The following is a 12,442-nucleotide window of genomic DNA, read 5'->3' as shown; positions in this document are numbered from 1 at the left end:
ATACTGACTATGATAAAGGTAATAGAACTTCCTATAGATAAAGATATGGGAGGTTTAACATCTTATATTCTTCAATTATATAGAATGATTGATAAAAAAGAATTTGAATTAACACTACTGAGTTATGATGACCCTCAAAATTTTGATGTAAATTATAATGTAGAGACGGTTAGTAGACCATATCATATTATTCAGTTCTATAAAAAAATGAAGTGTCTGCTTTCTGAAGGTAAAGATATCATTCATTTTCATCAATCTTATGTCAATATTATTCCTATTTTGATTGCTAAATTAGCTGGATTTAAAACTATTATTTTACATGCGCATAGCTCTAGTATAGATGATAATCGAAAAATCGTACGCTTTCTAAAGACAGGATTACATAAGGTTGGAAGATTTTTATTACCTTATTTGGTTGATACTTATATAGGTTGCTCTACTAAGGCCTCAGAATGGATGTTTCCTAGAAAGTGTATAGATAGTGATTCATATTATTTATTACATAATGCGATTGATTTAGATTTATATGATAGAAATATAAATCTAGGGTTGGAGGTTAGACAAAAATTCAACATTCCTAAGGATGCATTGGTAGTAGGACATATTGGTCGTTTTACGCCTGTTAAAAATCATCCTTTTATTATCGATATATTTAAAGAGGTATTAAAACAAAATCCTAATAGTTATTTATTTCTCTTGGGGGATGGTGTAGAACGTCATAAGATTGAAAGTCTTGTAAAATCAGCAGCTATATCTGACAAGGTTATTTTTATGGGGTATGTAAATAACACTGTGGATATTATGCAAGCTATAGATATTATGATATTACCTTCTTTATTTGAAGGGCTACCCCTAATTGCTATTGAGTCTCAAGCATTAGGTATACCAATATTAGTATCTGATACGATTACACAAGAGGCTGTGTTAACTGATTTATGTAGTACTCTACCAATTGATAATCCTAAACTATGGGCTTATGAGATTATATCTAAATTTGGTAAGAATAAATATATTGATTATAGAGCTAGAATTAAAGAGTTAGGTTATGACTCCAGTGTTGCTATAAAGAAGATTGAAAATATATACAAGGGAAAACAATGAGTTTTAAAGGCTATATAAAAGAGAATCTACCATGGATTCGATCTATCTATAGAAAAAGATTGGCTCCAATCAATTTAATCCATAATATTTTTGATAAGCCAGTAGTTGTTTTACTTTATCATAGAGTTAATCATTTGAATCGTGATTTATTTAATATTAATGTAACTCCTGATAATTTTGAAAGACATATTCGAATCTTAAAAAATCACTACAATGTAATAACTTTTAATGATTTAAAACGTAATGATATAAAGGAACCATCTGTTATTATTACCTTTGACGATGGATATTATGATAATTACAAATATGCCTTTCCAATTTTAAAAAAGTATCAAGTCCCAGCGACGATTTTTATAACATCTGGCGGTGTAGATACGGGTAAAGAGTTTTGGTGGGACCGATTAGAAACTGTTTTATTCGAAAATAAAAATCTACGAGAATCAATTGAGTTAGATATATTAAATCAAAGATATATATTTGATGTATCTGATGATAAAAAGCGATTACATAGTTTTTATACGTTACATCATATGCTTTTTTCTCTACATCCTAATGAAAGAGATATGATGTTAGACAGATGGTATGAATCTTATGGATTAAAAGTTAATCCTAATAATAGGACTATGACCTCATCGGAGTTAATAGAGTTATATCAAAGTCAGTTAATCACATTAGGAGCGCATACTAGTCATCATCCAGCGTTGAAACAAATTAGTAGAGAAGAACAAATACATGAAATACAATCTTCTAAGCTTTTTTTAGAGAACTTGTTACACACGGATATAGATATTTTTGCGTATCCTTTTGGTCATAAAGAAAGTTTTGATCAAGTGACAGAACAAATTGTTCAAGATCTAGGATTCACATATTCAGTTAGTACTAAAAGAGCACAGCTTCATTCTAATACTAATCCATTTTCTATACCTAGATTCGGCATTGAAGACTGGTCAGAAGATGAATTTATACGACAAATGAAGTTAGTATGGTTTGAAAATTAGGGGATTTTTATAATGTTGACTATATCTGAAATTCAAGATCATTTATATATAATGCTTAAAGAGTTTGATTCCTTTTGTAAAGAGAATGATATTAAATATTCGCTATCAGGAGGATCATTATTGGGGGCCATTAGGCATAAAGGTTTTATTCCTTGGGATGATGATATAGACATTTGTTTAAGTCGACCAGATTATGAAAAATTAATTACTATATTTCCAAAGGTTTTTCATAGCAATTACCTGCTTAGATCTATTGAACGTAATAACTCAAAATATCCTTTTGCGCGATTAGAAAAGCTTGATATCAAGATTGAAGATGAGTACAGTAATGCTAATCAGTTTTTATTTATGGATATTATGCCTGTTGATGGATTACCAAATGATAAAAATGAAGTTGTTAGTATCTATAAAAAACGTAAAGTTTATAGTAAAATGCTCGAATTGTGCGATGCTAAATTAGGTCATGGTAAATCATTTAGTAGAGCATTTATCAAGTCTATATTAATTATTTTTGCTAAATGTGTGGGATATAAATATTGGGCTCATAAATTAGATCAATTAGCAAAACAGTATGATTATAATACTTCTGATTATGTAGGCGCTATTACTGGGGGCGTTTATGGTGAAGCTGAATGTATGGTAAAGGATGCTTTTGAAAAACGTGTCCCTATAGAGTTTAGAGATTTAAAATTAGATGTTTTTTCATGTTACGATGCATATTTAAGTAATTTATATGGTCGTAACTATATGGAAATACCGCCAGAAGGTAAACGTAAAATATCAAGTATTAGAGCATATGAGATTTAATGTATAGGGGTATAGCATGAATATAGGTATTATTTTTGCTGGAGGAACTGGACAACGCATGAGTTCAACTGGCACACCGAAACAATTGCTAGAAGTTAATGGGAAACCAATATTAGTGTATACGCTAGAACACTTTCAAAATAATGATAATATTGATGGAATTGTTTTGGTAGTATTAGAGTCTATTATTGGAGAGGTTAGTAAATTAGTACAAAAGTATAGTTTGGATAAAGTCAAATCGATTATTCCAGGTGGAAAAACAGGGCAAGAGTCAATTTATCTTGGAATTCAAGAGTCTTCAAGAATATATGATCAAGATAGTATAGTTTTACTACATGATGGGGTTAGACCTATTATTTCTGATGAGCTAATTAATACGTGTATATCGTCCACAAAAACATATGGCAATGCCATTACTGTTTCACAAGCTATAGAAACTATTGTTTTAAAAGATAATGAGCTTTCTCATGTAGGGAAAATAATTTCTCGAGATGAATGTTTACTTGCTAAAGCTCCACAATGCTTCTATTTAAAAGATATTTATAAGGCACATGAAAAAGCAAGATCTGAAAACTTGGAGTTCATAGATTCGGCATCTATGATGCAGTTTTATGGGACTGAACTGTTTACAGTAATAGGACCAGCTGAGAATATTAAGATTACAACACCTATTGATTTTTATACATTTAAGGCTTATTTAGAAGTAAAAAATAGCCTCAATATTATGGGATTGTAGGCTGATATTATGCGGACAGTTAGTGCAATTAAGAACATAAATTCCACGTTAATTGTATATGGATTTAATATGGTATTACAGTTCATTATCCGTTTTGTATTACTATATTATTTATCTATTGAATATTTAGGCTTAAATGGTTTATTTGATAATATTTTGACGGTGTTATCTCTTACTGAATTGGGCATTGGTCCAGCTATTATATTTAGTTTATATGCTCCTTTAGCTAATCATGATTTAGAAACAGCAAAATCAATCATGAGAATATTTAAAAAAGCATATATTTATATTGGTACACTTATTCTATTCTTAGGATTATGTATATCGCCTTTTGTTCAACATCTTATAAAGGTACCTCCTAATATTGCGTATTTAAATATTTTCTTTTTACTCTTTGTTGTTGATACGGGTATTAGTTATTTTTACTCTTATAAAAAATGCTTGCTTATAGCTGACCAAAAACAATATATAGCTAACTATTACAGAGGGATTACTCAACTGATAGGAAGTTTATTCCAAATTGCCTTAGTCATTTTAACTCATAGTTTTTGGGTATATATTATCCTACGTATATGTATGACCTTTTCTGAGAATTTTTTAATAGCTAGAAAAGCCGATCACTTATATTCGTTCTTAAATGAAAAAAATATTCAGCCTTTAAATAAAGATATATACCAAAGTATTATTAGAAATATAAAGGCTTTAATACTTCATAAAATTGGTGGTGTTACTGTTTTTGGAACATCAAATATTATTTTATCAAAATTTGTAGGTTTAAGTGCTGTTGCGTTATATACGAATTATTATTTGATTATTAATGGTATCGATAAGTTGTCTGATCAAGTATTTAATGCACTAAAGGCATCTGTAGGAAATTTGAATGAGTCTCATGATGATGCTCATAAATTAGTCATTTTCAAGAGATTAGAATTTATGACAGCCTATTTGGCTTGTTTTATCTGTAGTAACTTGTACCTTTTGTTAAATCCATTTATTACCATTTGGCTAGGAAATAACTATCGTTTTGATGAAAGTATAGTGCTTTGGATGGTCATCAACTTCTATCTAATGTTTATGCGTAAAGGCGTCTTAGTATTTAAAGATGCTATGGGGCTCTTTTGGCAAAATCGATATATGTCCTTAATAGAGGCCTTAATAAATTTAGGATCTTCCATTGTTTTGGTTCAATATTTTGATGTTTGGGGCGTGTTATTGGCTATGTTTATTAGTACGATTTGTATGCCTTTTATAGTTGAACCATATGTTTTGTTTAAATATGGATTACGTTGGTCTTTGGTTAGTTATTTTAAACTTTATTTCCGTTATACTCTAATTACATTTATATTAGTTTATTTCAGTAAATACTTATCACAGTTTATTGCTTTGGATAGTGGTTGGTTTGGGCTTTTACTGGGGGTTGTATGTAATAGCATCTTTATAATAGTGGCATGGGGAATATTATTTATTAGAAGTAAAGAATTAAAGTTTTATCTTGATTTAATAAAAAGTAGGCTATAAGAAGGGGATAATAATGAGAATAACTGTAACTGGTGGGGCTGGGTTTATTGGCTCCCATTTAGTTGATCGTTTAATAGAGGATGGTCATACTGTACAGGTTATTGATAACTTATATACAGGAAATAAAGAATTTGTTCATTCGAAAGCACAATTCATAGAATTGGATATTAGAGATCCAAAGTTATACTCTGTCCTTGAAGAATTTCGTCCAGACTATATATTTCATGAGGCTGCACAAACTGAAGTTTCCACATCTATGAGCAATCCAATGTTAGATTGTGATATTAATTTGATGGGGTTAATTAATTTACTTAATGCAGCAGTAAAACTAGATGTTAAAAAGTTTTTGATGCCATCTTCTGCAGCGGTTTATGGTAATTTGGATACATTACCATTAAATGAGGAAATGATTGGAAATCCATCTTCATTTTATGGATTAACAAAGTTAACTACAGAACATTATCTTCGTATTTATCATGAAGCTTTTGGATTACCATATATATGTTATCGCTATTCTAATGTGTTTGGTCCACGACAAGGTAATGGTGGAGAGGGTGGCGTTATTAGTATTTTTGCTAAAGCGATTGTACAAGGCTCTCCTATTATTATTTATGGTGATGGAAAACAAACAAGGGACTTTATATATGTGGATGATGTAGTTGAAGCTAATATTTTAGGTATACAACACCAGGTTACAGGTATTTATAATGTAAGTACTGGCATCTCAAGTTCCGTCAATTTGCTAGTGGATGAGTTTAGAAATATTAGCGGTAAAGATATAGAGGTAGTTTATGATAAACCTAGATTAGGCGATATTAGAGATTCTGTTTTAGCAACTGATAAATCAGAAAAAAAACTTTTATTTACAGCAAAATATAATTTACATGATGGGTTGATAAAAACATATGAATATTTTAAAACAGTAGAGGGCTAATGTTTATGAATGATATTTTATCTTATGAGTTGGAACGCACTGTTAAAGATATTCATATTTTATTATCTAAACTTTCAGGGAAAACTATTTTGATAACGGGAGCGACCGGATTCATAGGATCTATGCTCACCCAATTGTTTTTAGTTAGTAATGTGAAATATGGAACAGATATTAATATTATTTGTTCCGTGAGAAACATAGAAAAGGCAGAGGCTTTGTTCTCTAACCTTAAGAATTCAGAACAGTTAGTCTATATTACTAATGGCCTTGCTGCATGTAATGATTCTGTTGATTATATATTTCACACAGCGGCACCTACTACATCTAAGTTTTTTGTTACACAACCAGTTGAAACGTTAAATGGTAGTATCAGTACAACATTAGATGTCTTGCAATATGCAACAAAGAATAAAGTTAAAAAAATTGTATATTTATCTTCTATGGAGCAATATGGTATTCAGCAGGTAGATTATCAAAATATGACTGAAGATGATTTAGGTTATATTGATCATTTAGATATTAGAAGTTCGTATTCTGAAGGTAAACGTATTTGTGAATGTTATTGTAGTGCGTATTTTCATGAATATAATGTACCCGTTTGTATTGCTCGTGTTGCACAATGTTTTGGCCCAGGTCTTTCACTTTTAGATAATCGTGTATCTATGCAGTTTGCTAAAAGTGTTATACATAATGAAAATATTATTTTACATACCAAAGGACAATCTGTATCAAACTTTTGTTATATAACTGATGTACTTTCCGCTTTGGTACTATTACTGATTAAAGGAGAATGTGGAGAAGCATACAATATATGTAATAGTAATGAAACAAGAAGCATCAAAGATATTGCAAATTTAGTAGCAAAAGAAGTCGCTAGGGGTAAAATAGACGTGGTATTTGATATACCAGATAATGCCAATCAATATGGATATGCACATGATGTAAAATTTATTCTAAATAGTGAAAAAATCCAGTCGTTAGGGTGGAAACCCAAGATTAACATGGTAACAGGATATAGAAATTTAATTGATTATATAAAATATGAGAAGAACATCTCATAAGGGTAAAAATAGTCGTACCGAATCGTATATGTTAAAAACAAGTATATTAGAGTAACTTGGTAATATATAATTTGTAAGGACAGTTGATTATATCAGCTGTCTTTTTTATGTGTAAAAATTGTCACAACATTCTCATATATTTCATGTATTTTATGATGTATACAAGTCATCTAGGTAGTTACTAGTTGGCGTAGTATTCATATAGTTTAAGAGGAAGAATATGAGGTATAGAGAATGAGAGCGAGCAATATTGAATTGTTGCGTATCATTTCGATGATACTAATTATTATGCACCATTTCAGCGTGCACGGTTGTTTCCCCTTTACGCCAGATTTAACGTTTAATAAGGTGTTTCTCCAAGTATTTGGACTTGGAGGTAAGGCTGGTGTAGTCGCCTTTGTTATGATAACAGGCTATTTTATGGTTTCTAGTAGTTTTAAGCTGCACAAGTTTGCGAAGTTAGTAGGGCAGATTTGGATTTACAGCATTGCCATGCTGGGCGTAGCTATGGGTTTAGGACTCGATACGGTGACGTCAAGGAATATGATGCTTGCGCTATTGCCTATTGGTGCCATGAGTTGGTTCGCCCAGAACTTTTTAGTACTCTATTTATTAACGCCTATTATTAATCGAGTACTTCATTGGCTGCAGCATACATACTACGTTATGCTCCTAGTGGTTTCCACAGTAATTTGGTTCTTAATACCGACGGTGCTGAATCTGTGGCCTAATGTACCGCATACTACCTTTGGATTTAAACATATTTTTTCCTTTATTGTATTCTATTCGATGGGGGCGTACATCAAGCTGCACGGCTCACATATAACAAAGAAAATAGGTATTATTTTTACCGCCATAGGCTTTGTAGGGGCCTTTTTAGGGGACATCCTCGTCGATGTACTAGCCATGACGAATCCAGCATATATGAAACAAATTTTCTACTTTACGCAAAATGATTATGGCTTCTTTCAATTGATATTAGGCATTGGCTTATTTATTATTTTTTTGAAAGCAAAGATCACTTATCGTCCTTGGATTAATGCGGTAGCATCTACTACCTTTGGCATATACCTATTGCATGATAATAAGCTATTCCTTCATTACATGTGGGACAATGTATTGGCAACGTATCAGTACTATGATTCAATACTATTACCTCTGTATGCTATTCTTGTAGTAGTGCTTATTTTTGTCATCGGTATGATTGTAGACTATGTGCGGTTAGCTTTCATAGAAAAACCTGTGATGAAAGCAATCACGCCGAGCCTCGAGCGAATTCAGTTAAGGGTTGAGAAAGTACTGCCATTATAATGCGATTATCGGTGTTTTTTGGTATAATATATAAGTATTCTTACCATAAAACGGGAGGTAATTATAATGCGTAAATTCTTATATATGTTAGCGGCGTTGCTTGTATTAATTGGCATTAGCACAAACGATGTAGAAGCTCGTCAAGATGTGTATGCTACGACGTATCTTGGTAATAGCTGGTATGTGGATCAAGACTCTGTAAAACGAGTGGGGGATATACTCAACTTTACAGTGTACACTACAGCAGGTCTTAGCTATAAAGTAACATCTAGTGATGACAACTATTACAATGCAGACGTGTTTTACGATAATAATAAACTCGTATCAGATAATGGCCAATCTGTTTGGAAGTCGCCAGGCATGATGGCGGCCATGCGCGTGGCTCGTAGATAAACAAAAAAGGCAGGAATTATTGCTATGTCCTCCATTACTGAACATCTAGTAATGGAGGACATGTTATATAATCTCTGCCTTTTCTTTTGCTTTTTATTATATATTTTTGTATATTTCTATTTATAGATTCTTATGGACTCGCTTATATGTTCTATATATAATTGGATTAGGATAGTCAGCGAGGTTGGGCCTCTCTTCGTTAATGAAGGGAGGGGTGTCTATGAGTGATTATGAACTAATCATGCTCCTGCTTCAAGTAATGGCTGTTGTCATCGCTTTCGGAGCACTAGTAGCACTTATTTGTTTTAAAAAAAGCAAATAGCCCTTCGTTACCGCTTGGTAGCTAGATAAAACGAAAAGGCCATTTCCTAATTTCTATTAAGTTTCGAGATGAGCCCGACGTGACTACTCGCTTGGCTATCTACCTATATTATAGGGATAAAAATATATATCGTCAAATTGAGATGAAATACAGTATTATAATAACTACATATAAATAATCATAAAAGCTGTACATACATAGATTTGATTGAACGGCTTTGATGTTAAAACCAATGTAACATCAAAGGTAGTTCAAAATCGACTGTGTGTACAGCTTTTTGTGTTTTGGTTTTAGTGTGCTTGTGTGAAAGTAGTTATAGGACTACCATAAAGGGATCTTATTATTTTTCAAGTTTGTCTACCAAGCGTTTTACTGTTTCTTGTAGATCTTTATTTTGAGTTTCTAATGCTTGTACGCGTTGTTCTAGTGCGTTATAAGAGGCAGGGGACATAGCAGTAGACAAAGACTTTCCTGGTCTATAGGTGATACCTACATTGGCCATAACGTGATTGTTCATCGTAAACCCTGTGGTGAGTAAAAGATTATCTTTGTGATAATAGCCTACACCTAGAGCTACTGCATTTGCATTTTTATAATGACCGTAGCCCGCCATGTATTGAACGCGATTATCCGGATCATATGGTAATGGATGTAATGCAGCTAATGCAGCGGCACGAGCATCACCTTTATTGGATTCCGACTCAACACGTTGTACCTCTTGAGATACATGTTGTACAGATTTTTCAATAGTGCTAATAGAATTATTAAGCTGTTGACTTGTACTTTTACCAAGGGTATCAATCATTTGATGAACGCCGTAGAGTTGGGATCCGTTGACCGCATCTGTAGAGGTAGCACTCACGCGACCTGCTGCGAGATTGGTGATCGTCCGTTCCTTGCCCTTAGCCCCTACGGATACTGTTGATACAGGGGCGGTGCCGGCATAGTTGACGGTAGTACCATTTTCAAAGGTATGACTTGCTGTACCGACTACATCGCCGTCAGCGGAATCATTGCCAAGGACAACGCCATTTTTTAGAGAGGTAGTCACATTATTGCCGAGAACAAAGGTGTTCTCTCCAGAAATGTGGTTGTAATTACCTATACTGTAAGAATTGGCTGCATCAATAGCTGTTTTACCGTATTCGCCCTGGCCGAATACACCGGATGCGGTCGCTTTCTCTGATAGTGTATTATAAGAGCCTACAGCCAAACCTTTTGCGGCTTTTACATTCACATAATGCCCTACGGCAAGGTCGAACTGACCGTTTACTGTTGAATTCGAGCCGATGGCTACAGAATTGCTGGCCTTACTGTTAGCACCTTGAAAATTACCAATCCACACGTTTTTATCACCTGCGGAGTTTTCCCCTGATTGAGTCCCCATGACAATGGAGTTCGTCAACTGGCTTGCATTACCTGCGGCGAAACCGACGGTTACGTTAAAATCGCCAGTACTGCCTCGGAAGGACTTCGCCCCAAGGTTGATATTGCCGCCGCCTGATGAGCCGGCCCCAGCAGCTGCACCTAAGGCTATGTTATTACCTTGCGCATTAACATTCTTACCCTTGCCGTTCGCCGCACCGGCATTCTCACCGAGGGTGATGTTGCCGCCTGTTCCTGCGGTGAAAGTTTGACCTTCCTTGCCGATGTTACCGTTGTTATCAACGATATTGACCGGCGCCGCATAAACTGAGGCGGACAAAGCTACCATTACAACACTTGCTAATACAAAACGTTTCTTACTCATCGTATACACTCCTTTGTGTACAAACAAACTTTCACAAAACTTTCATAAAAAGACTTACATGGCTACTATAATACCAAAAAGGTATATTGTAAATAGAATATTCACATAATTCCAATAAATATACAATATATTCTATAGGTATTTATAGTTAATAAGAAACCTTTGACACATATTTATAAAATTTAAATATTTATTTATTCTATAAATTGTATTCTAGCATTTTATATGTATACATTGCATTCTATATGCATTGACAAGCCTCTATATATTTATATAAAATAGAAATAATTTCATGTTTTGTTCATGATAAAATCATGAGTCATCGGCGTGTGTAATGACGTATTAAGTACATAATTAAATAAATAATTATGTGCGTAATGAAAAGTGTGTTTGTACGTAAGAGTGTGTAATGAAATATATAATCGTGTTGATGAGTGCCCTTTATATGTTTGTCATGCCTGTATCGGGGGAGCAGGTAAGTAAAGCAGAGCAGCCTATACAGGGGACTAGGGTAAAACAAGTTCATAGTGAAAGTACGGTCGCCTTATCTGACGACTCAGATACATTCCATGTTAATTCGTCTCATACTCCAGATCATGTCATCGGTCAGGGCGGATTGGAGATGCCGGACTCCACAGATAAAAAGACGACTCGTTATTCCGATACGGATGCAGTCAACTCTGCGTTGCAGGCGGTGGTTATGACTGGTGTTCATTCCGCAATGCACGGATCGAAGGCAAAACCGTGGATGCAGAGAACCGTCGTGTCATTGCGCTTTCAGAAAAACTGGAAGCCCTTGTACGGTGTGGAAACATTGCAACCACTAGGTTACTATGATGAGACATCTCGTCATGTGTGGTTTACACAGGAGAGGTTGGCGAATGCAGCGGATACAGGAACGACGGCGAATGTGGGTATCGGCTATCGCCGAATCGCAGCGAACGATGACCATTATTACGGTGGTAATCTGTTTTATGACCATCGGTTCAGAGGTAATCACAGTCGCATGAGTGTCGGGCTGGAGTATGTATCGGGTATCGGTGCATTTCGCATGAACTGGTATCGCGGTGTGTCCAGCGAGCGTTCCCTTGACGGTGCGACACGCTTGGAGAGCGTGTCTAACGGATATACTGCGGAATATGGGACTAGCTTTAAGAATGCCCGTTGGGCGCGCGTGTACATGGAAGCCTATCGTTGGCAGTTGCGGCGTAGTGAGGATAAGCATGGCTTGCGTATCGGTACGGAGTTGCAGCTCACGCCGAGGATTTCCGTGGACATGGGCTATAATAAGCCCGAGCATGAGCATGGCAGTCCGTACGGAAAAATCATGTTCCGTCTAGCCGGGGTTGATACGGCATGGTTTGGTGGTAACCATCGATCGGATGCAAAAGCATCGGTTCGTGCGAATATGCTAGAAAATGTGCGCCGCCAACATACGGTGCACGTTGATTGATAGATTGATATATATATATTTATTATTTTGATAAAAGTAGCATAAGAATCCATATTTA

The 12,442-nt window shown here is 34.5% G+C and carries 11 protein-coding genes; 10 read left to right on the top strand and 1 reads right to left on the bottom strand.

All coding sequences use genetic code 11. The annotated features are described in order from the left end of the window. The first annotated feature begins 9 nt into the window (after window positions 1-9). The 9 genes from E6X37_RS06530 (at window position 10) to E6X37_RS06490 (ending at window position 8,859) form a co-directional block, all read left to right on the top strand. Window positions 10-1,101 carry a glycosyltransferase gene (locus tag E6X37_RS06530; RefSeq protein ID WP_278622247.1) on the top strand — a complete coding sequence of 364 codons (1,092 nt, stop codon included), beginning with the start codon at window positions 10-12 and terminating at the stop codon, window positions 1,099-1,101. Continuing rightward, on the top strand, window positions 1,098-2,099 hold the full coding sequence (locus E6X37_RS06525; protein ID WP_278622246.1) for a polysaccharide deacetylase family protein: 1,002 nt from the start codon (window positions 1,098-1,100) through the stop codon (window positions 2,097-2,099). Before E6X37_RS06530 ends, E6X37_RS06525 begins: the two co-directional genes overlap by 4 nt. Window positions 2,100-2,111: 12 nt before the next feature. Next, window positions 2,112-2,906: a LicD family protein gene (locus E6X37_RS06520; RefSeq protein WP_278622245.1), complete on the top strand. Its 795-nt coding sequence runs from the start codon at window positions 2,112-2,114 to the stop codon at window positions 2,904-2,906. 16 nt (window positions 2,907-2,922) lie between these two features. Then, entirely contained in the window at window positions 2,923-3,642 is a 720-nt protein-coding gene (locus E6X37_RS06515) for an IspD/TarI family cytidylyltransferase (RefSeq protein ID WP_278622244.1), read from the top strand. Between the two features lie 9 nt (window positions 3,643-3,651). Continuing rightward, a complete protein-coding gene (locus tag E6X37_RS06510) occupies window positions 3,652-5,160 on the top strand; it encodes a lipopolysaccharide biosynthesis protein (protein ID WP_278622243.1) in 1,509 nt (502 codons plus the stop codon). 13 nt (window positions 5,161-5,173) lie between these two features. Beyond that, window positions 5,174-6,094 (top strand): NAD-dependent epimerase/dehydratase family protein, encoded by a 921-nt coding sequence (locus tag E6X37_RS06505; RefSeq protein ID WP_278622241.1) that lies wholly within the window; start codon window positions 5,174-5,176, stop codon window positions 6,092-6,094. Window positions 6,095-6,099: 5 nt separating this feature from the next. Then, complete coding sequence (locus tag E6X37_RS06500; RefSeq protein WP_278622240.1) at window positions 6,100-7,155, top strand: NAD-dependent epimerase/dehydratase family protein; 1,056 nt, start codon at window positions 6,100-6,102, stop codon at window positions 7,153-7,155. Window positions 7,156-7,389: 234 nt separating this feature from the next. Next, window positions 7,390-8,466 (top strand): acyltransferase, encoded by a 1,077-nt coding sequence (locus tag E6X37_RS06495; protein ID WP_278622239.1) that lies wholly within the window; start codon window positions 7,390-7,392, stop codon window positions 8,464-8,466. 66 nt (window positions 8,467-8,532) lie between these two features. Beyond that, a complete protein-coding gene (locus E6X37_RS06490) occupies window positions 8,533-8,859 on the top strand; it encodes a hypothetical protein (protein WP_004692910.1) in 327 nt (108 codons plus the stop codon). 662 nt (window positions 8,860-9,521) lie between these two features. Here E6X37_RS06490 and E6X37_RS06485 read toward each other — a convergent pair. Further along, window positions 9,522-10,931 (bottom strand): YadA-like family protein, encoded by a 1,410-nt coding sequence (locus E6X37_RS06485; protein ID WP_155086611.1) that lies wholly within the window; start codon window positions 10,929-10,931, stop codon window positions 9,522-9,524. A 409-nt stretch (window positions 10,932-11,340) separates the two neighbouring features. Here E6X37_RS06485 and E6X37_RS06480 point away from each other — a divergent pair, with 409 nt between their 5' ends. Next, window positions 11,341-12,384 carry an inverse autotransporter beta domain-containing protein gene (locus E6X37_RS06480; protein WP_038125593.1) on the top strand — a complete coding sequence of 348 codons (1,044 nt, stop codon included), beginning with the start codon at window positions 11,341-11,343 and terminating at the stop codon, window positions 12,382-12,384. The last annotated feature ends 58 nt before the right edge of the window (window positions 12,385-12,442 follow it).

This window comes from Veillonella parvula, from assembly GCF_032550495.1.
In the GTDB taxonomy this organism is placed as follows: Bacteria; Bacillota; Negativicutes; order Veillonellales; family Veillonellaceae; genus Veillonella; species Veillonella parvula_G.
Note: the sequence above shows the minus strand (reverse complement) of the source record. Positions and strands in the feature narration are given on the sequence as shown.

Excerpts from the sequence above, each read along its gene's own strand:
- E6X37_RS06485 (WP_155086611.1), bottom strand. The coding sequence starts at position 10,931 with ATGAGTAAGAAACGTTTTGTATTAGCAAGTGTTGTAATGGTAGCTTTG.
- E6X37_RS06490 (WP_004692910.1), top strand. The coding sequence starts at position 8,533 with ATGCGTAAATTCTTATATATGTTAGCGGCGTTGCTTGTATTAATTGGC.
- E6X37_RS06495 (WP_278622239.1), top strand. The coding sequence starts at position 7,390 with ATGAGAGCGAGCAATATTGAATTGTTGCGTATCATTTCGATGATACTA.
- E6X37_RS06510 (WP_278622243.1), top strand. The coding sequence starts at position 3,652 with ATGCGGACAGTTAGTGCAATTAAGAACATAAATTCCACGTTAATTGTA.
- E6X37_RS06530 (WP_278622247.1), top strand. The coding sequence starts at position 10 with ATGATAAAGGTAATAGAACTTCCTATAGATAAAGATATGGGAGGTTTA.
- E6X37_RS06500 (WP_278622240.1), top strand. The coding sequence starts at position 6,100 with ATGAATGATATTTTATCTTATGAGTTGGAACGCACTGTTAAAGATATT.
- E6X37_RS06525 (WP_278622246.1), top strand. The coding sequence starts at position 1,098 with ATGAGTTTTAAAGGCTATATAAAAGAGAATCTACCATGGATTCGATCT.
- E6X37_RS06515 (WP_278622244.1), top strand. The coding sequence starts at position 2,923 with ATGAATATAGGTATTATTTTTGCTGGAGGAACTGGACAACGCATGAGT.
- E6X37_RS06480 (WP_038125593.1), top strand. The coding sequence starts at position 11,341 with ATGAAATATATAATCGTGTTGATGAGTGCCCTTTATATGTTTGTCATG.
- E6X37_RS06505 (WP_278622241.1), top strand. The coding sequence starts at position 5,174 with ATGAGAATAACTGTAACTGGTGGGGCTGGGTTTATTGGCTCCCATTTA.
- E6X37_RS06520 (WP_278622245.1), top strand. The coding sequence starts at position 2,112 with ATGTTGACTATATCTGAAATTCAAGATCATTTATATATAATGCTTAAA.